20 protein-coding genes and 1 riboswitch are annotated in these 22,314 nt (G+C 71.0%); of the genes, 8 read left to right on the forward strand and 12 right to left on the reverse strand.

Features of this window, described 5'->3' with window-relative positions:
- Window positions 1-152: 152 nt before the first annotated feature.
- Together ACH4XV_RS36540 and ACH4XV_RS36545 are read right to left on the reverse strand one after the other, a co-directional pair.
- Window positions 153-1,193, reverse strand: a complete 1,041-nt coding sequence (locus ACH4XV_RS36540) for a phosphotransferase family protein (protein ID WP_395796866.1) — start codon at window positions 1,191-1,193, stop codon at window positions 153-155.
- A gap of 64 nt (window positions 1,194-1,257) precedes the next feature.
- Window positions 1,258-2,403: an acyl-CoA dehydrogenase family protein gene (locus ACH4XV_RS36545; RefSeq protein WP_395796868.1), complete on the reverse strand. Its 1,146-nt coding sequence runs from the start codon at window positions 2,401-2,403 to the stop codon at window positions 1,258-1,260.
- A 284-nt stretch (window positions 2,404-2,687) separates the two neighbouring features.
- On the opposite strand from ACH4XV_RS36545, the gene cutA reads away from it, so the two are divergent.
- Entirely contained in the window at window positions 2,688-3,011 is a 324-nt protein-coding gene (gene cutA / locus ACH4XV_RS36550; protein WP_395796870.1) for a divalent-cation tolerance protein CutA, read from the forward strand.
- Here cutA and ACH4XV_RS36555 read toward each other — a convergent pair.
- On the reverse strand, window positions 3,008-4,243 hold the full coding sequence (locus ACH4XV_RS36555) for a helix-turn-helix domain-containing protein (protein WP_395796872.1): 1,236 nt from the start codon (window positions 4,241-4,243) through the stop codon (window positions 3,008-3,010). The two genes, cutA and ACH4XV_RS36555, sit on opposite strands and share 4 nt — an antisense overlap.
- Before the next feature lie 286 nt (window positions 4,244-4,529).
- Between ACH4XV_RS36555 and ACH4XV_RS36560 the strand changes: the two genes are divergently transcribed.
- Together ACH4XV_RS36560 and ACH4XV_RS36565 are read left to right on the forward strand one after the other, a co-directional pair.
- Window positions 4,530-5,099, forward strand: a complete 570-nt coding sequence (locus ACH4XV_RS36560; RefSeq protein WP_395796873.1) for a hypothetical protein — start codon at window positions 4,530-4,532, stop codon at window positions 5,097-5,099.
- Entirely contained in the window at window positions 5,096-5,575 is a 480-nt protein-coding gene (locus ACH4XV_RS36565; protein WP_395796875.1) for a hypothetical protein, read from the forward strand. The genes ACH4XV_RS36560 and ACH4XV_RS36565 overlap by 4 nt, the downstream gene beginning before the upstream one ends.
- Here the strand turns inward: ACH4XV_RS36565 and ACH4XV_RS36570 are convergent.
- Window positions 5,542-6,813, reverse strand: coding sequence for an MFS transporter (locus tag ACH4XV_RS36570; RefSeq protein ID WP_395796877.1), 1,272 nt, complete (start codon window positions 6,811-6,813; stop codon window positions 5,542-5,544). The two genes, ACH4XV_RS36565 and ACH4XV_RS36570, sit on opposite strands and share 34 nt — an antisense overlap.
- Before the next feature lie 429 nt (window positions 6,814-7,242).
- Here ACH4XV_RS36570 and ACH4XV_RS36575 point away from each other — a divergent pair, with 429 nt between their 5' ends.
- The 3 genes from ACH4XV_RS36575 to ACH4XV_RS36585 all read left to right on the forward strand — a co-directional run bounded on the left by ACH4XV_RS36575 (window position 7,243) and on the right by ACH4XV_RS36585 (window position 8,498).
- Entirely contained in the window at window positions 7,243-7,797 is a 555-nt protein-coding gene (locus ACH4XV_RS36575) for a MarR family winged helix-turn-helix transcriptional regulator (RefSeq protein ID WP_078976038.1), read from the forward strand.
- A 48-nt stretch (window positions 7,798-7,845) separates the two neighbouring features.
- Window positions 7,846-8,130 carry a hypothetical protein gene (locus tag ACH4XV_RS36580; protein WP_395796879.1) on the forward strand — a complete coding sequence of 95 codons (285 nt, stop codon included), beginning with the start codon at window positions 7,846-7,848 and terminating at the stop codon, window positions 8,128-8,130.
- A 101-nt stretch (window positions 8,131-8,231) separates the two neighbouring features.
- Window positions 8,232-8,498: a hypothetical protein gene (locus ACH4XV_RS36585; RefSeq protein ID WP_395796881.1), complete on the forward strand. Its 267-nt coding sequence runs from the start codon at window positions 8,232-8,234 to the stop codon at window positions 8,496-8,498.
- A 478-nt stretch (window positions 8,499-8,976) separates the two neighbouring features.
- Here the strand turns inward: ACH4XV_RS36585 and ACH4XV_RS36590 are convergent, their stop codons facing one another.
- The 6 genes from ACH4XV_RS36590 to ACH4XV_RS36615 all read right to left on the reverse strand — a co-directional run bounded on the left by ACH4XV_RS36590 (window position 8,977) and on the right by ACH4XV_RS36615 (window position 15,161).
- Window positions 8,977-9,477 (reverse strand): hypothetical protein, encoded by a 501-nt coding sequence (locus ACH4XV_RS36590; RefSeq protein WP_395796882.1) that lies wholly within the window; start codon window positions 9,475-9,477, stop codon window positions 8,977-8,979.
- The gene (locus tag ACH4XV_RS36595; protein ID WP_380008685.1) at window positions 9,478-10,833 is read right to left on the reverse strand and encodes an ATP-binding protein; all 1,356 of its coding nucleotides are present in this window, start codon (window positions 10,831-10,833) and stop codon (window positions 9,478-9,480) included.
- A 37-nt stretch (window positions 10,834-10,870) separates the two neighbouring features.
- Window positions 10,871-12,382: an SCO6880 family protein gene (locus ACH4XV_RS36600; RefSeq protein ID WP_395796884.1), complete on the reverse strand. Its 1,512-nt coding sequence runs from the start codon at window positions 12,380-12,382 to the stop codon at window positions 10,871-10,873.
- Window positions 12,382-13,719, reverse strand: a complete 1,338-nt coding sequence (locus ACH4XV_RS36605; protein ID WP_395796886.1) for a hypothetical protein — start codon at window positions 13,717-13,719, stop codon at window positions 12,382-12,384. The genes ACH4XV_RS36600 and ACH4XV_RS36605 overlap by 1 nt, the downstream gene beginning before the upstream one ends.
- Entirely contained in the window at window positions 13,709-14,521 is an 813-nt protein-coding gene (locus ACH4XV_RS36610) for a hypothetical protein (RefSeq protein ID WP_395796888.1), read from the reverse strand. The genes ACH4XV_RS36605 and ACH4XV_RS36610 overlap by 11 nt, the downstream gene beginning before the upstream one ends.
- A 316-nt stretch (window positions 14,522-14,837) precedes the next feature.
- Window positions 14,838-15,161 (reverse strand): hypothetical protein, encoded by a 324-nt coding sequence (locus ACH4XV_RS36615; protein ID WP_078979333.1) that lies wholly within the window; start codon window positions 15,159-15,161, stop codon window positions 14,838-14,840.
- 235 nt (window positions 15,162-15,396) lie between these two features.
- Here ACH4XV_RS36615 and ACH4XV_RS36620 point away from each other — a divergent pair, with 235 nt between their 5' ends.
- Together ACH4XV_RS36620 and ACH4XV_RS36625 are read left to right on the forward strand one after the other, a co-directional pair.
- Window positions 15,397-16,587, forward strand: a complete 1,191-nt coding sequence (locus ACH4XV_RS36620; protein ID WP_395796890.1) for an NlpC/P60 family protein — start codon at window positions 15,397-15,399, stop codon at window positions 16,585-16,587.
- A gap of 141 nt (window positions 16,588-16,728) precedes the next feature.
- The gene (locus ACH4XV_RS36625) at window positions 16,729-18,756 is read left to right on the forward strand and encodes a PIG-L family deacetylase (RefSeq protein ID WP_395796892.1); all 2,028 of its coding nucleotides are present in this window, start codon (window positions 16,729-16,731) and stop codon (window positions 18,754-18,756) included.
- A 361-nt stretch (window positions 18,757-19,117) separates the two neighbouring features.
- Here ACH4XV_RS36625 and ACH4XV_RS36630 read toward each other — a convergent pair whose 3' ends face one another.
- Window positions 19,118-20,467, reverse strand: coding sequence for a transglycosylase family protein (locus tag ACH4XV_RS36630; protein WP_395796894.1), 1,350 nt, complete (start codon window positions 20,465-20,467; stop codon window positions 19,118-19,120).
- 4 nt (window positions 20,468-20,471) lie between these two features.
- Window positions 20,472-20,693: riboswitch (cyclic di-AMP (ydaO/yuaA leader) on the reverse strand.
- 520 nt (window positions 20,694-21,213) lie between these two features.
- Window positions 21,214-22,182 (reverse strand): UDP-glucose 4-epimerase GalE, encoded by a 969-nt coding sequence (gene galE, locus ACH4XV_RS36635; RefSeq protein WP_395796896.1) that lies wholly within the window; start codon window positions 22,180-22,182, stop codon window positions 21,214-21,216.
- Window positions 22,183-22,314: the final 132 nt, after the last annotated feature.

The raw sequence follows: 22,314 nt of genomic DNA on the forward strand, positions 1-22,314 counted from the left end.
CAACCATGATGCCGGCAGGCTCGGGCCTCGACCGCTTCGGGCGCCGGGTGGCCACAGCGCCGGCGGGCCCGGCCGTCGGCAGGCTCGAGCACCCGGTGCTCGGTATCCAGCAGGCTCGGGCGCCCGGTGACCGGTGCCCGGTGCGCGGCGGATCAGGCGGTGGCCAGAATCTCCTTCGCCCGCTCCGCGAGAGCCCGCAGGCCGTCGGGGGTGAAGCGGCCGGATGTGTCCTGGTCGCCCATCGCGCCGGCCGTGTAGCGGTCGAGCACGCCGGCGAGGATGCAGGCCAGCCGCCAGCACGCGAACGCCTGGTACCAGCGGATGTGGCTCAGGTCCCGACCGGTGGCCGCCGCATAGCGCGCGGCGAACGCGGCCCGGTCGACGAACCCCTCGCTCGCGGTGCCGTCCGCCGGCAGCAGCGTGCCGTCCTCGCCCGCCTCGACCCAGTACATGAGCGTGGTGCCGACGTCGGCGAGCGGGTCGCCGAGCGTGCACAACTCCCAGTCCAGGACCGCGCGCACGGTGCCGTCGGGACCCAGAATCACGTTGTCCAGCCGGAAGTCGCCGTGCACGATCGTCGCGCCCTGCTGCTCCGGCACGGACGCCGCGAGCGCCCGGTGCACCTCGTCGATCGTGTCCATCCCCGGCACCCGGGTGGCCTCCCACTGGCGCTGCCAGCGCCGCAGTTGGCGGCCGATGTAGTCCTCGCGGCGGCCGAGTTCGCCCAGGCCCACCGCGTCCACGTCCACCGCGTGGATCGCGGCCAGCACGTCCGCCAGTTGTTCTCCCGCTCGCCTGCGGGCCTGCGGGGTGAGCAGCCGGTTCGCGTCCTCGGCGCTGCGGATCACGTGCCCGTCGACGAAGTCCATCACGAAGAACGGCGCGCCATTGACCCCGTCGTCCGCGCAATACCCGAGCACCGGCGGCACCGGCACATCGGTGCGCCCCGCCCCGAGCGCCGCCAGGATCCGGTACTCGCGACCCATGTCGTGCGCGGTCGCCAGCACATGCCCGAGCGGTGGCCGCCGCAACACCCACCGCCGCGCGTCGGCGTCGGCGACCACGTAGGTCAGGTTCGACCGCCCACCCAGTACCAACTCGAAGCCGAGCGGCGGTCGCACGGCCGTACGCTCCGCGAGCCAGGTCGTGATCGCCTCGGGGCGCAGCGCCTCGGACGGGGAACTCTGCGGCATGCTGGGACTCTCCGCTTCGGTGCTGCTCGGGGTCAAGGTGGTGCGGCCGGCGGGCCGGGGTGCGTCAGATGCCGAGGGAACGACCGATGATCTCCTTCATGATCTCGTTGGTCCCCCCGTAGATCGACTGCACGCGGGTGTCGACGAACGCCTTGGCGACCGGGTATTCGAGCATGTAGCCGTAGCCGCCGTGCAGTTGGAGGCAGCGGTCGACCACCCGGCTCTGCAGCGCGGTGGTCCACCACTTGGCCTTCGAGGCCGCCACGGCGTCCAGTTCGCCGGCGATGTGCTTCATGATGCAGTCGTCGAGATAGGTCCGAGCGATATCCAACTCGGTGTCCATCTCGGCGAGTTCGAACCGGGTGTTCTGGAACGAGCCGATCGTGCGGCCGAACGCGGTACGGGTCTTGACGTATTCGAGGGTATGCGCGAATACCCGCTCGGCGCCCGCCACCGCGCTGCACGCGATGCCCAACCGCTCCTGGGGCAGGTTGTGCATCAGGTGGTAGAAGCCGCGGTTCTCCTCGCCGAGCAGGTTGGCCGCCGGGACCCGGACGTCGGAGAAGAACAACTCGGCGGTGTCCTGCGCCTTCATCCCGATCTTGTCGAGGTTGCGCCCGCGTTCGAAGCCGGGCATGCCCCGTTCGACCACGATCAGACTGATGCCCTTGCTGCCCTTGGCCGAGGGGTCGGTCTTGGCGACCACGATCACCAGGTCGGCGTGGATGCCGTTGGTGATGAAGGTCTTGGCGCCGTTGAGGACGTAGTGATCGCCGTCGCGGATCGCGGTGGTGCGCACCCCTTGGAGGTCGCTGCCCGCGCCGGGTTCGGTCATCGCGATCGCGGTGATGATCTCGCCCGAGCAAAAGCCCGGGAGCCAGCGCTGCTTCTGCTCATCGGTGGCGAGGTCGATCAGGTACGGTGCGACCACCTCGTTGTGCAGCCCGAAGCCCACCCCCGAGGCGCCCACCCGGGTCAGTTCCTCGGACGCGATGGCCAGGTAGCGGAAATCGGCCACCCCGCCGCCGCCGAAGCGCTCGTCCACATCGATCCCGAGCAGTCCCTGCTTGCCGGCCTTCAGCCAGAGCGAGCGATCGACGATCCCGTCCTTTTCCCACTGATCGTGGAAGGGCACGACTTCGCGCTGAAAAAACTCCCGAACGCTCTCCCGAAACGCGATGTGCTCGGGTTCGAGGTGCCGGTCCCTCATGTGTCCACTCCCCCTGCGGTCCCGCGACGGACCACGCCGGTTCGAACATTCCTACCGGTCGGTAGGTTCCACGTGCACGCATGCTAGGCGCGCCGGCAAGGGGGATCAACCCTTCGGGCCCGAGGGGGCCTGTCCCGGGAACAGTCGAACCCCACCGCCACAGGCGTACGGCGTCGGTCCTCGCCACCCGGCACCCGGACAGGTCGCGATGCGGAGACATACTCTGATGGCAGGACCGACACCGACGCGGTTGCGACATTCGCGGGCCGCCGCGAGGGGGGCATGTGACGGACTACATGGTCGTGATCACCACGACGGACGGCAGTGAGGCGGCGGAAGCGCTCGCACGTGGCGGTGTGGAGGCGCGGGTGGCGGCTTGTGCGCAGATCGTCGGGCCGATCCGCAGCGTCTACTGGTGGGACGGGCGGGTGCAGGACGACCCCGAATATCAAGTGTGGTTCAAGGCGCCGGCCGACCGCTTCGAGGACATCCGGGACTACATCCTGGGCGCGCACACGTACGACACGCCCGAGGTAATTCAGCTCCCCATCACCGCCGGATCGGCGGCGTATCTGGCATGGCTGACCGATGAAACCAAATCCCGCTAGAGATCCCGAAGTTCCGCACGGAGATCAGCCCCCACGGTCGCCGGTAGCTGCGTCGCGAGACTCGCCAGGCGTTGGCGGCCCAGAGTTGCTTCGGTGCGGCGAGTCACGTCGACCGCTCGACGCGCGATTGTCACACCACGGTCCAGATCACCGCATCGCACCATGGCGGTTGCGACGTCGGCGAGAACGACCGCACGAATCTTGGCGTCGTCGTGTTCGGCGGCTTCCAGCGCGCGGGTGGCGGCAGTTGTCGTGTCGGGATGCCGGAGTCGCCCGAGAGTGGAGACCGTCAGGCCGGAAAGTCGAGCCGGGCGGAAGAAGCGCACCCACGGCTGTTCGCGCGTCGGGTCGGCGTAGTCATATGCGGTGTGGGCGCGGTCGAGTGCCCTGACCGCGCCTTCGCGATCGCCGAGAGTGGAGCATTCCTCGGCCTCCCGGGCGGCGAACCAGGATCTGGCAGCGGCGGATCCGGGCCCCCGGACACATTTCTGGGCCGACCGCAACAGTTCGAGTGCCCGTGGTGGTTCGGCCTGGTAGCTGATGTACGCCAAAACGCAAGCGGCAAGCGGATCGTCTCCCGCCTGCCGCGCGGCCTCGTTCGCTGTCCGGTAGTAACCCTGGGCTGCCTCCGTCTGTCCTATGTCGTAGGCAAGCCAACCCGCGAGGACCGCTGTTTGACCGGCCAGAGCAATCAAGTCGGTGCGTGTCGTCGACGCCGCGCGACTCAACAGGGCCGTGATGGTGTCCAGATGCGCTGCGGCGTGCGGATACAGCGCCCGAGCAGGATGGTGCTCCTCGGCGTCATAGAGACGCGCCGCAGTCCGGTTGAGACTGGCCACGATGCCCGCATCCACGGCGGAACGTCCGTTGAGGGCATGAGCCAGGCGACCCCATGGATCGGCGGTGGCCACCACCACCGACGCTGCCAGAAAGTTACGGCGGATCACGGATTCCTCCAGGTCGTAAGCGGAAACCAACGCACGCGGGCGAGGGGCGGGATTCTGCAACTCGGCGCGTGAGACCCCCAGAACGTCCGCTAGGAGGGGCAGCCACGCCACCGGTCGGCGGCGACCGCGCTCGTAGCGAGCAATCTCGGTCCGACTGAGCGTGCTGACACCGGCACGCCGGTTCAGCTCCGCCGCCAGCTGCTCCTGGGTCATGCCTGCGGCCATGCGTAGTTGCCGAAGCAGCAGACCCAAGCTGTCACGGTTGTCGTGCTCGCTCTCCGCCATCGTTCGAGTGTGGACCGTGATCATGGCGGGTGTCCTGTACTGGCCCCCTTCCGGCCCCCCTTGTGGGTGATCCGGCCCCTGCGCCGGCCCTGCCGACCGAGCTCGCCGCTCGCTTGGATGGGAATAGTCCGATCCGGCGCACTTTCCGCCGTCAGGATCCGTCGGTCCGGGCACGTGGTGACGGGGTCGGCAGGGGTTCGACTGGAGGTCCGCCCTGTGCCGTCCCGAAGGCGGCACCGACCCCGTCTCGTCAACCATCCACTCCCACATACTCGTTGGAGCGCACATGATCGAGTTCGAGGCGGGTGGGCAGACCGTGTCCATGCCCGCGCGGACCATTCACCTGAATCCCACCGATCATCCCCGGCCGTGGCGGCTTTCCATCGCGTCGTCGTGCTTCACCGCTCCCGAAGCGCTCCAGCGGGTGGCGTTTCATCTGACCGACGCGGATGTGGCGGGCTTCGCCGAGACCTTGTTGCGACCGCCGCGTCCGCAGGACCGGGGGTCCGGTCGGGTCGTGTTGATCCGGGACGGAATCGGGTTGCGGTTGCGGGTTTTTGTCGAATCCGTCGACGGGGAGCGGCCCGAGCCGCGTGCGGTGGTCCACCTTCAGGAACACCATCGCCAGGTCCTCCTCGACGACATCAAGCGGCACAGACCGGACCTGATCCCGACCGCCGCCACGCCCGAACCGCGGTTGTGCCTCGATCCGATGCCCGTCGCCGGGCTCACCATCGACCAGGTCGCCGACCTGCACGATCGCCTCGACCGATGGTTGTCCGCCGAGGGCATCCGCGCGGCGATCGCCGACCGCGTCGTCGCCCGCCACGTCTACGCACCGGGCAGGAGCCGGTGAACCGCCCCGGTGCCGCCCTCGCGCGGCTTGCCGCAGCCGCCGCCGAGCGCGGCCGGCTCGAGGGCCGGCACCCGGATCCCCGGACCACGTCGCACCACGAGCAGCGCGCGTACCGCAGCCACTGCCGAGCCGCCGGCGCCGCGATCCGCGTCGCGGTCGCCTGCGCTCACCGCGACGGCGTACCCGTCGACGCCATCGCCCGCACCGTCGGGTTCTCCGCCGGCTACGTACGGATGATCCTGCGACGCGAGGACCACCTCACGCCGAACGGCCCCCGGGCACGGCTCGCCCCGACGGGCGACCGGGCCGACGAGGCCGCGCACGTCGGCCCCGTCGGTCGGATGGACCGGACGACCCGTCCACGCGCCGCACCGACGCCGGCGGAGCGAGGGCCGCCGCGATCCCGATCCCGGGACGGGGGACGGGAGCGCGGCGGGCCCGGCTACGCGGTCAGGGCCTGCGGGGTGGCCGGCTGACGGGTGATCGTGGACTCCGCCACCACCGTGCCGTTCTGGGTGGGGTTGAGGCTGTGGCGCATGCGCAGCGCCAGGACCGTGATCAGGATCGAGCAGGCCATCAACACGCCCAGGTACGGGGCGTACAGGCCCGCGCCGACCATGACGCCCGCGAAGGCCGGACCCGCCGCCATGGCCAGCTGCTTCACCAGCGACTGGGCCGCGTTGTACTGGCCCAGCAGGTGCGCCGGGGCCAGGTCGGCGACCATCGGGCCGAGCGTCGGGGCAAGCAGCGACTCGCCCACACCCAGCAGGGCGAAGGTGACCACGATCGTGCTCGCGGCGGCGACCGAGTTGTCGTGTACCAGGCCCGACACCGCCGTCACGATCCAGGCGAGCAGCCAGACCAGGCCCGTCGCCGCGATCACCGTGCTGCGGCGGCGGCGCTGGGTGATGCGCAATACGGTCAGCTGGCCGAGCACGATCACCGCGGTGTTGGCCGCGAGCGCCACGCCCAGCATGCGCGGCGAGATCCGGCTGACCTCCGTCGCGAAGGCGGTCAGGCCCGACTCGAACTGGCCGTAGCAGGTGAAGAAGATGACCGCGCTCACCACGCACAGCCGAACCATCGCCCGGTTGCGCAGCAGATGCCGAAAGCCCGCGCCCGGCGTGGTGCCGGCCGGCATCGCCGGTACCGCGGGCAGCCGGACCGTGCCGCACACCGCGCCCAGGACCAGGAACATCGCGGTCTCGATGGCGAACAGCAGGGTGAAGCTGGCGGGCCGCGACTCGTCGACGATCAGGCCGCCGATCAGCCCGCCGATGCCCAGGCCCAGGTTGTTGAAGGTGAACTGCAGCGCGAACGCCCGGGCGCGGGTCGGCGCCGTCGTCAGCCGCACGATCATCGTGGCCAGGGCGGGCTGGATCGCGGCGATACCCGCACCGAGCAGCGCGGCGCCGAGCATGACGAACACGCCGGTGCGCGCCAGACCCAGGGTGAGCGAGCCGAGCGCGGCGACTGTCGCGCCGACCGCGAGCACCGGACGCGGACCGCGCCGGTCGATCGCCGGACCGACCATCGGGAGCACGCACAGCGCGGCGACGGCGAGCACGCTGAACATAAGTCCGGCCTGACCGGCGGACAGGTCTCGCACCCGCGTCACGTATACGAACAGGAACGGCACCGTGAAGCCGCTGCCGAACGCGCTGAGCGCGTTACCGAGCTGGATTCGACGCAGAGCGCCCCGGGTTGCCACCACACACCTCCCGACTGTCGGTCGCGCGGCCCGGCCGTTCCGGCCCGCGGGGATCGGCCCGCAGGCGGGTCTCGGCGGTACGGGGGCGTGACGGGGCAACCGATCCGGCCCGTGCCGGCACGGGGGCATGCCCGTGTGCCGGCGATGGGGATCGCCTGGTCCGCGTCGAGGCGGGCGCGCCGGGGGCAGCCGGGGGTGTCCCGGGCCCGCGCCGGCGGTGCCGCCGTGCCTGATCCGATGGTCCGAGTCCTCAAGCCTGAAGACTTCAGAGCTAAACTATACGGATCTATAGCGTTCGCGTCCAATGCATTACCGGGGACTGCGCGACGTCGGCAACCTCCGCCGACCGCCGACCGCGTGGACCCGAGCGCCTACCGCCGACCGGGTCCGCGCGCGACGGACCGGGGGTGCGGAGATGGGATACTTCCCCGCATGACAGAGGGGGCCGAGCAGGCAACGCCGGACGAAGGCGACATCGAGGAATACCTCGCCGTCTTCCAGCGCGAATTCCCCGAGGTGGATCCGCAGGTCGAGACGATCGTGGCGGCACTGTCCAAACTCAACCGCCGGATGAGCGTGGCCTACGGTCGCCAGCTCACCGCCCTCGGCATCACCAACGCCGAGTGGGAGGTGCTCAAGGCCCTGGTCCTGGTCGGCCGGCCCTACCGGCTCAGCCCCGGCGACCTGGCCCGTCGGCTCGGGCTGACCCCCGCGGCGATGACCCACCGGCTGGACCGGATGGTCGCCGAGGAGTTGGTCACCCGGACCCGCGACGAGCAGAACCGGGTGCGGGTGATCGTCGAGCTGACCGGTACGGGGCGCGACGTGTGGCTGCGGGTGGTGCGCGAGGCCGCGGTCTTCGAGGCGGGTCTGCTCCAGGACCTGGGTCCGGCCGAGCGGCACGCGCTGGCCGCGGGGTTGCGCGGGATGCTGGCACGGGTCGAGGAATCCCAGCCGGACGCCGGTGGGCGGCTCGACACGGAGTGATGCGGTTCGGCTGCGGCGGGCCGGCGGACGAGAAGAGGACCTGGGCAGATGCGAGTGCGTATTCCGAGGCAGCGTACGGACATCGAGCGGCTGGACCGCCCGCTGCCGGCGGGGCTGCCGCGACCGGCGCCGCGGGTGTTGCGCGCGCCTCGGCCTCGTGGTGGGCGGTCGGCGGAGGACGCGCTGCTGGACTACCGGCTGGTGGTTGCCCGAACCCTGGGGCGGCATCGGCCCACGGGGGAGGGGACCTGTGTGTGCGGGGTGCCCTCGCCGTGTCCGGTGCGGGCGCACGCGGCGCGGCTGTTGGACTGGATCCGGCCCGAGCGGGCGTGAACCCTTCGGGGTGAACCCTCCCGAAGCCCCCGTACCGGGGCGGTTTCTCGGCTAGCGTCCCCAGGACACGTTGAGGCGCGGGAGTCACGGGAGGCGTGTGGATGGCCGTATCCGAGGGTGTGTCCGACGGGGCCGCGTACGCCCCGTTCGATCCGACGGCGCTGCCGGCGACGGGGGGTTACTACAAGAAGTTGCCCCCGACGCCCTGTACATACGACACGGCGCCGTTGCCCTTGGACGCGGTCGACGGGCATCCGGTGGTCTGCAAGAACCGCGCCTGCAAGTACTACCGAAAGTCCGACAAGGTCGAATACAAGTCCGGCCCACGTGCGTACCGCTGCGAAGAGTGCATGACTTGGACGGACTGAGATGCTCGTGGCCGCATGGCCCTGAGGGGTCTTCGCCGGGCCCGTGGCCGCGCCCCCGCCGGTTGGCCTCAAACGCCGGCCGGGCTGGAGGTGGGTCCCGTCCACGTTTTGGCGTGCGCCCGTTTTCGCCTGCGTCGGTTGGCCTCAAACGCCGGCCGGGCTGGAGGGTGGGTTCCTTCTGCGTTTCGGCGTGCGCCCGTTTTCGCCTGCGTCGGTTGGCCTCAAACGCCGGCCGGGCTGGGTGCCTCCGCGTTTCGGCGTGCGTCCGCCGAAACGCGAACGGGACCCAACCCTTCAGCCCGGCCGGCGTTTGAGGCCGACCGGCGGGGGCCGAGGGGTCGGCCTGGCGGAGTCGTCGGCGGGGCCATGTGGCCGCGAGCTTGGTGGGTCGGGCCGATCGTCGGGTGACCCTACGGCCACGCGGCGACCAGGCCCGGCCACGGGTGAGGGCGCTTCCCGTGTGGGGGGCGCGGGTGCATCATTCCCCATTCGGGAGCTGGTGATTCCGCTTTGGGGTGGGGGAATTCGGGGATTCCGGTGGGGCGTTCGCGGGCTGCTCGGGGGTTTGGGACGCTGTTCGCGCCGCCGCTCCCTCAGCGCGTCGTCGCAACCGGCGCAGCCACCATCGGAATACCCACGCCGCTGCGGTCAGCAGGAGCAGCCACACCAGGCCGAATGCCACCCAGAACGCGGTGGGGGAGGGGAGTTGGCCCGGAGGCGTGTCCGGCCAGGCGTTGGCGAGGTCGTCCGGGTGGGTGAAGAGCGGGTGCACCGCCAGCGCCGAGCCGTGGTACGTGACCCGGTCCGGCCAGTCCTTGCCGGATCCGAGCGCGGCCAGCCCCGTGGACAGCCATATCACCGTGGTGCCGGCCACGAGCAGCAGCAGCCCCGCGAGCAGCAGGCCGTCCGGTACGCCCCGCGACGGTACCCGCCCCGGGGTGGGCTCGCGCGGCACCGGCAGCCGTCCCGACCCCGCCATCTACGCCGCCGGATCGTCGGCCAACGCCGCCTCGGCCCGCACTCGTTCCTCCACCGCGTCCTCGGTCATCGCCCGGTCCGTGTAGACCATCGGGCGTTCGGTGTCGGTGATCAGGTGCTTGACCACCTGTACGTTGCCGTTCACGTCCCAGACCGCGATGCCCGGGGTCAGCGTCGGGATGATCTCCACCGCCCATCTGGGCAGGCCGAGCACCTTGCCCGTGGCGCGCGCCTCGTCCGCCTTCTGCATGTAGACGGTGCGGGTCGAGGCCATCTTCAGGATCGCCGACGCCTCCTTGGCCGCCGCCCCGTCGACCACGTCGGAGAGGTGGTGCACGACCGCCACGAAGGACAGGCCCAGTCGTCGGCCGAACTTGAGCAGGCGCTGGAAGAGTTGGGCCACGAACGGGCTGTTGATGATGTGCCAGGCCTCTTCCACCAGGAAGATGCGCTTGACCCGGTCCGGCCGGATCCAGGTGTGCTCCAGCCACACCCCCACGATCGCCATCAGGATCGGCATCGCGATCGAGTTCCGGTCGATGTGCGAGAGGTCGAAGATGATCAGTGGCGAGTCGAGGTCGATGCCGTCCGTGGTCGGGCCCTCGAACATGCCCTTGAGGTCGCCGTCGGTGAGGCGGTCGAGGACCAGAGCCACGTCGAGGCCCCAGACGCGGACGTCCTTGACGTCGAGGCTGAGCAACTCGCACGACTCCGGTGTCGGGTTGCGCAGTGCCTCGACGATGTCCGGGAGTATCGGCTGGCGCCCTGACACGGTGCGCATCACGTGCGTGTGCGCGGCCTTGAGCGCGTAGCCCGCCCGCTCCTGGAGCGCGTGGCCCATCGCCACCTCGATGATCGTGCGCAGCAGGGCCAGCTGGCCGGTCACCGCGATCGCCGGGTCCAGCGGGTTCAGCCGCACCGCGTCGCCGGAGAGGTCGTTCGGGTCGAGCCGGATCGGCTTGACCCCCAGCGCCTCGGCGATCAGGTTCCACTCGCCGACGCCGTCCTCGCCCTGGGCGTCCAGGACCACCACTTGGCGGTCGCGAAAGCGCAACTGGCGCAGTACGTACGTCTTTTCCAGGGCCGACTTGCCGTTGCCCGACTCGCCGAGCACCAGCCAGTGCGGTGCGGGCAGTTGCTGGCCGTACAGCTGGAACGGGTCGTAGATGTAGCCCTTGCCCGAGTACACCTCGCGCCCGATGATCACGCCCGAGTCGCCGAGCCCGGGCGCGGCGGTCGGAAGGTAGATCGCCTGGGCCTGGCCGGTGGACGTGCGCACCGGCAGGCGTTGGGTCTCGCCCCGGCCGAAGATCATGCCCGAGAAGCCCTGGGTCAACGTGGAGATCAGACCCGGCATGCGCTCACCCCTTCCCGGGCGGCCGAACCGCCCGCGCTCACTTGCGGATACCCGTCGCGAACGGCAGCGTGTTGACGAACGCGCGGTGCTGCTCGCGGTCGCACCACTCCAGCTTGAGGAAACACTTGCCCGCCGACGCCCGGATCGTGCGCTTGTCCCGGGAGAGCTGGTCCGGATTGCGCGAGGAAACCGTGATGTAGCCGACGATGTTCACCCCCGCCGCACCCCCCGCCAGGTCCTCGCCGCGCTGGTCGACCCGGCCCGTGTGGGCCATGTCGCGCGGGTCGACCACCCGGTTCATCTTGGCCGCGCGCGCCGCGTCGGCGTCGTCGTTGGTCTTCTCGGTGAGCATGCGTTCGATCGCGACGTCGGTCGGCTCCAGGTCCATCGTCACCGCGACGGTACGGATCACATCGGGGGTGTGCACCAGGAGCGGGGCGAGGAAGTTGACCCCGACCGGGGTCAGCGGCCACTCCTTGATCCAGGCCGTGGCGTGGCACCACGGTTCGGCCGAGTCCGACTCGCGGGTCTTGGCCTCCAGGTAGTTCGGATGCGTCGCGTCCAACTCGGCGGGCCACGCGTAGCGGGCCTGCATACCCTCGAACGCGTCGATCTGGTGCTCGGGGTCGTACATCGAGTGGATCAGCGAGGCCAGCCTGGCCTCGTTCAGCGGCTGCCGCACCCGGATGTCGGCCTCGGTCAACCGGGCGCACACGTCGGTGAGTTCGCGCGCCATCACCACGCCGATGCCCTTGTCGCCCTTGCCCATCACGTTCGCCTCGGCGGCCAGCTCGCGCGTGTAGTGCATGCACGCGATCAGGTAGGCGCGGTGCTGCTCGGAGGAGGTGGACACCATCGACTGCAACTGCTCGTACGAGTCCTGCACCCACGCCGGCGCCCTGTGGTCGCCGCGCCGGGCCACGTCCTTGGCGTGCGCGTCGGGGTCGGCCGGCAGCGTGCGGGCCAGCACCTGGAGGCGGGTGACGAAGCCATCGCCGTTGGCCACGTGCTTGAGCAGCGTGCCGAACCGCTCGACCAGCGCCTCCTGGTCCTCCGAGTCGCGCAGCCCCACGCCCGGGCCCTCGATCTCGATCGCGGCGGTGACGGTGCGCCGCTCCAGGTGCATCAACACGGTCAGATCGTCGGGACCGAACGGCACACTCGTCCAGGCCACCCGGCCGACCCCGGGCGGCGCGCCCACCGCGACGCCCTGCCCGGTCAATTTGGTGCCCGCCTCGGTGACCGCCGAACGATACTTCGCGCCGCGCTTGAGCGTGCGCTTGTACGTCCGGTTGATCTCCCACCACCGGTAGAACGTGCGCTTCTTGTACGGCATGTACACCGCGGCGAACGCGAGCAACGGGAAGCCGACCAGACCCGCGATGCGCAGCACCAGGATCGGCACCACCAGACCCCAGAGCAGGGCGAGGCCGCCGGCCGCGATGATCAGGAAGATCTCGCCGGGCTCGCGGTTCTTGCCGATGACCGCGGTGGGTTTGGCCTTGCCGATCAGGAAGGTCCGGCGTCGGGCGACCGGTTGCGTTGTCATTACTCTTTACCGTTCCTCGCGTGAGGCGTTGCCGCGGGACTGGCCGTGGGCGGTTGGGTCGGCGTCGGAGCCGGAGCGCCGCCCGATCCCCCGCCCCTGGTGCCATGGGCCGCAATGCCCGACGATACGGCGTTCGCGGTCACCGGGGCAGAGCCTGCGCCGGAACCGGTCGATCCGCGCGAGGCGTGTGCCTGGATGCCCTGCTTCACGTACGTGGCCGGTCCGTTGACCGCCGAGGCCGGTCCGGACGACTGCATCGCCTTGCGACTGCTGTGCAGCGCGGCCATGTCGTCGCCGATGCTGGGCACGAACCGGTAGATGAGCACACTCGCGAAAATGGAGAGGAACAGGATCGCCAGGCCCGAGAGCACCGCGGAGAACGCGTCGTCCTTGCCGCCCGTGGAGACCGCGGTGGCCAGGCCGAGGACTATCACGATCACCGGCTTGGCCAGCAGCACCGCGATCATGATCCCCGCCCAGCGCCGCACGTGGTGCCACATCGCCTTGTCCACCAGGCCCGAGTACACCGCGGTGCCCAGGATCGCGCCGACGTACAACATCGCGGCGCGGACCAGGAGTTCGACCCACAACACGGCCGCCGCAGCCATCGACAGCAGCGACACGAAGATCAGCATGACCGGGCCGCCGCCGAGATCGCTCGCCGGATCGAGGGCCTTGGAGAAGCCGCCGAGGAACTTGTTGGTGTCCTGTTGGGTGCCGGTCGCGATGGCCGCGGTGATCGCGTCGGTCATCGAGACGGCCAGGTACAGCACGAGCGGGGTGAATGCGGAGGCGATCACCGCCAGCCACAGGTAGCCGATCGCCTCGCTGATCGCGGTGCCTATCGGGACGCCGCGCACGGCGCGCTTGGCCACCGCCAGGATCCACAGGATCAGGGTGAGGAAGGTGGACGCGGCGAACACCACCGCGTACTGGCGCAGGAAGCCCGGGTTGGTGAAGTCGACCTGGGTGGTGTCGTTGACCGCCCCGGCCAGCTTGTCGATGATCCAGGTGGCCGCGTCGGCGCAGCCCTTGGCGATCGAGCCGAGCGGGTCGGTGACGGTGCCGAGCGGGCCCGAACCCGGCGCGCCCGGGCCGCCGTTGTTGCAGATGTCCTTGGCGGGGCCGGTGAGCAGGTCGCACTCCGGCTTGCTCGCCGGCGCGCTGGGGCTCGTGGAGGCGCCGGGAGAGGCGCCGGGAGAGGCGGTGGCGCCGGGTGTGGGGTCGGCCCACACGCGGGTGGCGCCGAGTACGAGGAGGGCCTGGAGGCCGGCGAACACCCCGCCGGCGGTCAGGAATCGGGTGCGAAGGCTGCGGCGTTCCCGGTCAGCGTGCATGGCGCAATTCCCCGAACTCCCCGTCGGCCTTGGCGATGTCGTTGGCGCCGGACGGATCCTGGAGTCCGGCCACCGGTGTCGGACCCTCCTTCTGGCTGAACTCGGTCAGTTTCCAGTCCCCGTTCACCCACGACAGGCGCATGGTCGTGGTGTTCCACGCCTCGGCCACGGGCTTCGTGGAGTCGGCCCCCGCCAACCCCACCACGCCCACACTCCACACCTCGACGGTCGCCGAAGTGGGGGTGTAGGCAATGGACTTGGTACCCATCGGCACGGCCCGGCAGACGAACGTGCGCCCCTTGGGCGCGGTGCCGTCGGGCTGGAGGCCGAACACGGTGGTCTGCGCCCGGAACACCTGGTCGGTCCGGGCAAGCAGGCCGTCGCGCACGGCCGGATCGGTGATGGTGGTGATGATCGCCGTGCGCGGCTGGGCGCGGAACATCCGGGCCGAGCCGTACGCGACAACGAAGTTGGCCGCGGCGGACTGGGCGCCCTCGGCGGTCTGCGGATAGCCGACGGGCACACCCGACTCGGTGCGTTCCGGCACCTGCGCGGCGGACAGCGGCGGGCCGCCCGCCGGGGCTTCGGGGGCGGCCGAGGAACTCTTCGCGGTGTCGTCCGCGCCGCCCTTGTCGCCGTCGTCGGAGCGATTCGCGGCGAAGAGCAGGGACATGATGACCACGGCGATCACCACCACGACGCCGATCCCGGACAGTATGGGGTTGCGCCTGGGCTCCGGACCCTCCGGTGAGGTGGTGGGTCTGGGCAGGCGGGTACGCGTGGCGGGTTCCTCGTCGCTCATGGCCTGTCCCCCCTTACCGCGGCAGGCCGGACGTTGCGGGCGACCTGCGCGCACAACACAGTCCCCGACGGCCGAGCGCCGCGGGGTTCGGTTGCAGCCGGAACGATCTTCCCAGATGGGCGGTCATACCGGTGGCACCGCGCTGTTGCGTGAACACAGGCTCGATTGTCCGGGAAAGGAACCGGAATTGCTGCTCTGCCCCGAATGCGGAATGGGGCATTCCGTTTTCGGGGCGCACGACGCGCCGGAGTGCGCCGCGCCCGGGATGAAACACCACGGGATTCGCCACCTTGGGGACGGCAGGGTGCGAACCGGTCTAGATCGCCATTCCGTACACAATCGTGAACAGCGTCCCGAGCGATCCGATGATGAACACGCCGGTCAGACCGGCGATGATGAGGCCCTTGCCCTGCTCCGCGCTGAACGTGTCGCGCATCGCGGTCGCTCCTATGCGCTGCTTCGCCGCGCCCCAGATCGCGATCGCCAGGCACAGCAGCAGCGCCACGGCCATGATCACCTCGACCATGATCCGGGCTTCGCCGCCCAGCCTTGCGAACGGGCCCCAGTTCGGAGCTATCCCGCCGATGATCGTATTGATGTCACCGTTGCCGCCGTTGCCTTTGCCTTCTGCAAGAAACACGTTTTTCACCGCCCCCGAGGTCGGGCTTTGGTTGCCTGTCGTCACATTCGACGGCAGGAGTGGGTCGTTCGTTTATTGTGCTGTGGGGAAGCCGATCGGGCTACCACCTCGGCAAGTGTGTCTGCTCACTGTGTGTATCACGGGTGATTGCGCAGAGCAATCACGGCGCGCACAATGAGCTTCGGAGTGTCCGTCGCGGCCCCGCCCGGCCGCGGAGAATCGGGGGGTACCCGCGATGCGCAAAGCCTGGGTCGCCGGTGGCATCGTATTCGCGATTCCCTTCGGTCTGGTCGGCCTGCTCACGGTGGGGGTCGGCGCGATGCAGTCCGCCTCCGGCAGCCAGACCGGCGCCGGCGGCACGATGGCGCTCGCCCCCGGCACGGTGCCTGCCGCGTACGCGTCCTCGATAGACAAGTGGGGGCGGTTGTGCCCGGAGATCTCGCCGGCGCTGCTCGCCGCGCAGCTGTACCAGGAGAGCGGCTTCGACCCCAAGGCGGTCAGCAACGTCGGGGCCCAGGGCATCGCCCAGTTCATGCCCACCACCTGGCCGGAGTGGGCCACCGACGGCAACGGTGACGGCCAGGCGAGCCCGTGGGATCCGGCCGACGCCATCCCGGCCGCCGCGCGTTACGACTGCTCGCTCGCCAAGTACGTCGCCTCCGTACCGGGGGATCGCACCAACAACATGCTCGCCGCGTACAACGCGGGCGCGTACCGGGTGATGCAGTACAAGGGCATCCCGCCGTACACGCAGACCCAGGACTACGTGAAGAACATCCGGGCCCTGGAACAGAGTTTCGGCGTGGTCCAGACGCCGTTGCAGCCGATGGCGCTCGCCGCCGGCGCGGTCAACTGGGCGCAGACCAAGCTCGGCACGCCCTATCTGTGGGGCGGCGAGGGCACCGCCGCCGACGGCGGCCGGTTCGACTGCTCGGGGCTGACCCAGGCCGCCTACGAGACGGTGGGCATCACACTGCCCCGGGTGGCCAACGACCAGTGGAACGCCGGCCGGCACCCCTCGCGGGACCAACTCCTGCCGGGCGACCTGGTGTTCTTCGCCACCGACCTGCGCGACCCGCGCAGCATCCACCACGTGGGGATGTATGTCGGCAACGGCCAGATGATCCACGCGCCGTACACCGGCACGGTGATCAAGTTCGGCCCGATAGACAAGCCCGACTACATCGGCGCGACCCGGGTCACCCCCGAGGGCGCCAAGTCGCTGCCCGACCGCAGCCCCGGCTCGGCGAACAACGACTCGGGCGCGGGCAGTCCGGCCGCCGACCCGGGCAAGACCGCAGCCGGGAACGCGAGTTCGACCGGCGCGGGCAAGGCGGGGAGCGCGGCCGGCGCTCGGACGCAGCCGCGACTGCCCGCCGCCGACCGGCCGCGCGAGGCGACCGCGGGCGACACCCGCGCGCGCTGACGGGCGGGGCTCGCCGCGCCGCGCGGTCGAGCCGGGTGCGGCCGGGGGCGGGCGAGCGGCGATGATGGGGCGGTCCGCCCTGGGGCGACGACGCGACCCGATCCGCCGGACGGGCCTCGACGGCAGAAAGGCCCGGCCGAGATGGCGATGATCCCCGGCACCGGCAGGTTCACCGCCGTGGCCGCCGTGCTGGCCGCCGCGTTCACCGCCGCGGTGGTACAGCTGACCGGCCCCTACGGATCGCCGACCCGGTACGCGCCGACCCTGCCGATCGGGATCGAGGCGCTGGCCCCGGCGCCCGGCGTCGGCGGCGCGGTGATGCAGGTGGTGGCCCACCAGGACGACGACCTGTACTTCATGAACCCCGACATCGACCACGCGGTGCGCGCCGGCACGGACAACGTGACCGTCTTCCTCACCGCGGGGGAGGCCGACGGCCGCAACGGCCCCGGGAGCCGTCCGGATGTGCGGGCGTACGCGGCGGCGCGCAACAACGGCTCGCGCGCCGCCTACGCGTTCATGGCGCTCGGGGACCGCGCGGCGCGCTGGGAACGCCACAGCATCCGCCTGCGCGACGGCGCGCACGCCGAATTCGACCGCCTCGTCGACGCGCCCAACATCAAGCTGGTCTTCCTCAACACCCGCAAGGAGGAGGGCATCGGCGCGAAGGGTCGGCTGCGCACCCTGTGGAACGGACAGGAGCGCGAACTCGACACGCTGGCGCCGCTCGACGAGCCGGCGGGCGGGCCGTACGCGTACACCCGCGACGGGCTGATCGGGTCCCTGACCGACCTGATGCGGGCCCAGGCGCCGAGCGTGGTGCGCACGCTCGACCCGGACCCCGATCGCCAAAAGCACGACGACGAGCACCCGGCGCACGCCGACAACCACGGCGTCTCCGACCACCAGGACCACACCGCCGCCGCGCGGTTCACCTGGGAGGCGCTGCGCCGCTACAACACCGACCGGCCCGTCGGGGCCGCCGCGGCGATCGCGTATCGCGGCTACTACAACGAGCGTTGGCCGCACAACCTGGAGCCGGCCGCCCGTGAGCGCAAGGACGCGATCACCCGGGTCTATGGCTGGACCGACCGCGAGCACGACTGCCCGGGCCGGGCGGACTGCGGCGACCTCAAGGTGCGCGACACCGCGTCCCGCAGCAACTGGCCGCAGAGCACCACCTACCGCTTCCCCGACCCGGGCCCCAGGCCCGTGCTCGGCGCGGACGGTCGATCGAGCGCCTGGTCGGTGCTCGGCGGCCGGATCACCCGCTGGGCCGAGGACGGCGCGGGCGTCTGGTCCGCAGCGCGCGACCTGGGCGCCCCCGGCGACGGCGAACTCGCCCCGGCCCCGGCCGTGGTGCGCATGGCGGACGGGCGGATCCGGGTGTTCGCGCTGCGGATCGGCGGCGCGGACCGGGCCGATCGGGACCGGCTCGCGATCGTCACCGCGATCGAGTCGGCGCCCGGCGGCGGCCTGGGCCCGTGGCAGGACCTGGGCGGCCCGGACGGCGGCGCGACGGGCCTGGGCCCACCGGTGGCGCAAGCCGACGGCGCGGGCGGGCTGCACCTGTTCGCGCGCGATCGGGCCAAGGGCATCGGCACGCGGTACCTGCCCGCCGGGAGCACGGTGTGGTCGCCGTGGCGCGACCTCGGCGGCGCCGAGATCGTCGAGGGCCCGACCGCGGTCACCCGCCCCGACGGCCGGGTCACCGTGTTCGGCACGGCCCGAGAGGGCATCCGCGCCTGGGACGTGGTCGGCGACCGGTCCGGTCCGCCGCGCACGATCGCGGCGGATCACCCGGTCGGGCCGCCCGCCGCGTCGGTGGGCGCCGACGGCCGGGTCACGGTCGGCTACCGGCGGGCCGGCACGGCCGAGATCGCGGGCACGACCGAGGCCGGCCCCGCCACGTGGGTGCCCACGGCCACGCGCACGGCCGGGGCCGGCTACGAGCCGCTATGGCAACTGCCCCGCCCCGACGGCACGTTGCTCACCGCGACCCGGGACGCCGAGGGCCGCCCGGTGGTGCTCGGCGCGACCCCCACCCCGCTCGTGCTCGACGACCACCCGACCCCGACCGGCCCGACCACCACCCTCGACGGCACGGGCCGCCCACTCGCCCTGTGGCTCGACCCGACCACCACCCTGCACACGACCCGCCTGCCCTGAAGCCCCGCCCCCCGAAGCCCCGAAGCCTGAAGCCCCGACCCCTGAAGCCCCGACCCCTGAAGCCTCGGCGCCTGAAGCCTCGGCGCCTGAAGCCTCGGCGCCTGAACCCCGGCGCCTGAAGCTCCGGCACCCGACCCCCGCGCCGGAATCGTCCTACGCCCCGGGACTTCCACCCACCCGCCCCGCGCGTCCCCCACCCCCGGCCTGCCGCCCGCCCCGCGTCGGCCTCGCCCCCCCCGTGCCAGGCCCGCCCGGCCGCTCGCCGCGCCCGCCCCACCCCCGCGCCCGCGCGGCCCGCACGTGCGAACGGCGGGCATCCCCCGAAGGGGACGCCCGCCGTTCGGCGCGGGAGTGCGGTGGATCAGACGTTCACGCCGTGGCTGCGCAGCCACGTCATCGGGTTGACCGCGGAGCCGTAGTTCGGCGTGGTGCGGACCTCGAAGTGCAGGTGCGGGCCGGTGACGTTGCCGGTCGCGCCGGAGAGCGCGATCTTCTGGCCGGTCTGCACCTTCATCCCGGCCTTGACCGAGATCGAGGACAGGTGCGCGTACTGGGTGTACTTGCCGTCCGCGTGCCGGATCACGACCTCGTTGCCGTACGCGCCGCCCCAGCCGGCCGAGACGACCGTGCCGGAGGTGACCGCGCGCACCGTGGTGCCGGTCGAGACGGCGAAGTCCTGGCCGGTGTGGTGGCCGCTGGACCAGCGCGACCCGCCCGAGCCGAAGCTCGCGGTCAGGGTGGCGCCGGAGACCGGGGCGACATACGAACCGGAGGCCTGCTCGGAGCCCTTGGCCGAGGAGTCGGCCTTGGTGCTCTCGGACTTGACCGTGGTCTTCGGCGCGGCGGCCGGCTTGACCTCGGTCTTGGTCTCGGCCTTGGGCGTCTCCGCCTTCGGCGCCTCGGCCTTGGGGTCGGTCTTGGTTTCGGTCTTGGTCTCGGCGGCCGGCGCGGCCTTGCCGTCGACCGTGAGCTGCTGGCCCGGGAAGATCAGGTCCGGGTTCTCGCCGACCACGCTCTTGTTGGCCTCGTACAGCTTCGGCCAACCGCCTGGCACGTTCCGGGCGTTCGCGATCTGCGACAGCGTGTCGCCGGCGACCACGACGTAGGAGCCGCCCGTCGCGTCCGTCTTGGCGGTCGTCTCGGCCTTGGGCGCCTCGGTCTTGGGAGTCTCGTCCTTGGGCGCCTCGGTCTTCGGCGCCTCGCTCTTGACCTCGATCTTCGGCTTGGCGGTCTCGGTCTTCGGCGCCGGCTTGGCGCTCTCCGTCTTCGGGGCCGTCTTCGGCGCGGTCTTGCCGCCCGCCGAGCCCGTGTCGAGGTCCGGAGCGGCACCGCCGCGGGTCAGGCCCGCCTTGACCGAGCAGACCGGCCAGGCGCCGGGGCCCTGGCTCTTGAGCACCTTCTCGGCGATCGCGATCTGCTGGCTCTTGGTCGCCTGGTCGGCGCGCGCGGCGTACTGCGAGCCGCCGAACTCGTTCCAGGTGCTCTGGGTGAACTGGAGGCCGCCGTAGAAGCCATTACCGGTGTTGATCTTCCAGTTGCCCGTGCTCTCGCACTGGGCGACCTTGTCCCAGGTGCTCACGGACGCGGCCTGAGCCGTGCCCGCCCCGATGATCGGCATGGCGACGCCGACACCGGCGACGCCGGCCGCGGCGATCAGACGCGTGGTCCTGCTGGTGCTGCGACGGCGATGACGCCCGGTTCCGGACAGCATGGCTGGATCCTCTCCCACGCCTACGAGGTGAGCTGTCGGATTCGGGCCGGAGATCGATAGCCCGGTCACGTTCCGAAGAACGTGGCTTCACCCCAAGCCGTTCACGGCCGCCGACCGTCTCGATCGGTGCCGTGCGCGGCGGTTCACCTGTGGTTCCCCCGCTCCTGTCGTGTGGTGCTCGTCAGCCTCCCGAACGGCCGGCGACAGGATTCGGCGTACCGGCGATCGGGGTCCGTGTGGGATACGGACGGATCGAACGCTAAGCAGGCCCCGCCGAAGATCACAAGTCTGTGTCGGATAGAAGCCGATTATCCGTTTTGCGGTTGAGCGCAATGTAGATGATCCCTTACGGAAAGGACCGTAGTTGGCGTTCCGTGGTGGATTCGGCCGGATCGGGTGACAAAGAACCTTGATCAAGCCTCGTATGGATCACCCGGGAATGATCACCGAAACCCCGTTCGTCACAGGCGCATCGCGCGTCTCGGGTCCGGAATGGCGTCGTTACCCATCGCCGTACCCGTCTGCACCCGCAGCCGTAGTGATTCGGCCCACAGGACAAAAGCCCCAAGTCCGATTCATCCCGGCGCACTTCACTCCACGCACTCCCCGCGACGCCGACCGGGCAGCCGGCGTCGCATCGAGGCGTTCGGAGCACACGAAGGCGCTCGGGGTGATTCGGGAGCACAGGACGCGCGGCACACGTTCGGCCGGCCCGGCGCTCACCCCGTGGCGCGTCCCGCGCCCGTCTACCCGCGCCGCGCCTGCCACCCCGCCCACGCGCTCTCCACCATGTCGGAGACGTCCAGGCGGGCCTTCCAGCCCAGTTCGGCCGCGATGCGCTCGGCACTCGCGACCACCCGGGCCGGGTCGCCGGCGCGCCGGGGCAGCGTCTGGGGCGCGAACTCGCGCAAACCGGTGACCTCGCGGATGAGTTCCACCATCTCGCGGACCGAGGTACCCCGACTGCGGCCGACGTTGAGCACCAGGCGTGTGTCCGGGTCGGCGGCGAGCCGGCGGGCGGCGGCCACGTGCGCCTCGGCCAGGTCCACCACGTGGATGAAGTCGCGCACACAGGTGCCGTCGGGGGTGGCGTAGTCGTCCCCGTAGATCACCGGCGCCCGGTCGGCCGTCAACTTCTCCAGCACCATCGGCACGAGGTTGGACACGCCCGCGTCCGCGAGCTCCGGCGCGCCGGCGCCCGCGACGTTGAAGTAGCGCAGCGAGGCGTAGGAGATCCCGTGCGCCCGCGCGGTGGCCCGGATCAGCCACTCGCCGACCAGCTTGCTCTCGCCGTACGGGTTGATCGGCAGACACGGGGTGTCCTCGTCGACCAGGTCCACGTCGGGCATGCCGTAGACGGCGGCGCTGGAGGAGAACACGATCCGGGGCACCTCGGCCGCGACCATCGCCGCGAGCAGCGTGCGCAGGCCCTCCACGTTCTCCTCGTAGTAGTAGAGGGGACGCGCGACCGACTCGGGCACCTGCTTCTTGGCCGCGATGTGCACCACGCCGTCGACCCGGTGCGTCCGGAACGTCTCGTCGAGGAGTGCCCGATCCAGGACCGACCCGACGATCAGCGGCACCCCGTCGGGCACCCGCTTCCGCTCGCCCGAGGAGAAGTCGTCGACGACGACCACGTCCTCACCGGCCGCGAGCAACACTCGCACGACATGCGTCCCGATGTACCCGGCACCGCCGGTGACAAGCCACTTCATGACGCGAGCCTATCCGGCATCCCGAACGTGCGGCGGACCCGCGACGGGGGCTCGGACCCGGCGGCGCGGAGATGCCCGACCCGGGGGCGGTGCGACCGTTACCATGCACGGGATTTCGTGTACAGAGTTCAT

It is taken from the genome of Embleya sp. NPDC020630 (assembly GCF_044334985.1).
GTDB lineage: Bacteria > Actinomycetota > Actinomycetes > Streptomycetales > Streptomycetaceae > Embleya.

Bases quoted from the DNA above. Each gene is read 5' to 3' on its own strand.
- ACH4XV_RS36630 (WP_395796894.1), bottom strand. From the start codon at position 20,467: ATGCTGTCCGGAACCGGGCGTCATCGCCGTCGCAGCACCAGCAGGACC.
- ACH4XV_RS36540 (WP_395796866.1), bottom strand. From the start codon at position 1,193: ATGCCGCAGAGTTCCCCGTCCGAGGCGCTGCGCCCCGAGGCGATCACG.
- ACH4XV_RS36560 (WP_395796873.1), top strand. From the start codon at position 4,530: ATGATCGAGTTCGAGGCGGGTGGGCAGACCGTGTCCATGCCCGCGCGG.
- ACH4XV_RS36585 (WP_395796881.1), top strand. From the start codon at position 8,232: ATGGCCGTATCCGAGGGTGTGTCCGACGGGGCCGCGTACGCCCCGTTC.
- ACH4XV_RS36555 (WP_395796872.1), bottom strand. From the start codon at position 4,243: ATGGCGGAGAGCGAGCACGACAACCGTGACAGCTTGGGTCTGCTGCTT.
- ACH4XV_RS36600 (WP_395796884.1), bottom strand. From the start codon at position 12,382: ATGACAACGCAACCGGTCGCCCGACGCCGGACCTTCCTGATCGGCAAG.
- ACH4XV_RS36610 (WP_395796888.1), bottom strand. From the start codon at position 14,521: ATGAGCGACGAGGAACCCGCCACGCGTACCCGCCTGCCCAGACCCACC.
- ACH4XV_RS36580 (WP_395796879.1), top strand. From the start codon at position 7,846: ATGCGAGTGCGTATTCCGAGGCAGCGTACGGACATCGAGCGGCTGGAC.
- ACH4XV_RS36590 (WP_395796882.1), bottom strand. From the start codon at position 9,477: ATGGCGGGGTCGGGACGGCTGCCGGTGCCGCGCGAGCCCACCCCGGGG.
- ACH4XV_RS36620 (WP_395796890.1), top strand. From the start codon at position 15,397: ATGCGCAAAGCCTGGGTCGCCGGTGGCATCGTATTCGCGATTCCCTTC.
- ACH4XV_RS36605 (WP_395796886.1), bottom strand. From the start codon at position 13,719: ATGCACGCTGACCGGGAACGCCGCAGCCTTCGCACCCGATTCCTGACC.
- galE (WP_395796896.1), bottom strand. From the start codon at position 22,182: ATGAAGTGGCTTGTCACCGGCGGTGCCGGGTACATCGGGACGCATGTC.
- ACH4XV_RS36545 (WP_395796868.1), bottom strand. From the start codon at position 2,403: ATGAGGGACCGGCACCTCGAACCCGAGCACATCGCGTTTCGGGAGAGC.
- ACH4XV_RS36595 (WP_380008685.1), bottom strand. From the start codon at position 10,833: ATGCCGGGTCTGATCTCCACGTTGACCCAGGGCTTCTCGGGCATGATC.
- ACH4XV_RS36625 (WP_395796892.1), top strand. From the start codon at position 16,729: ATGGCGATGATCCCCGGCACCGGCAGGTTCACCGCCGTGGCCGCCGTG.
- ACH4XV_RS36575 (WP_078976038.1), top strand. From the start codon at position 7,243: ATGACAGAGGGGGCCGAGCAGGCAACGCCGGACGAAGGCGACATCGAG.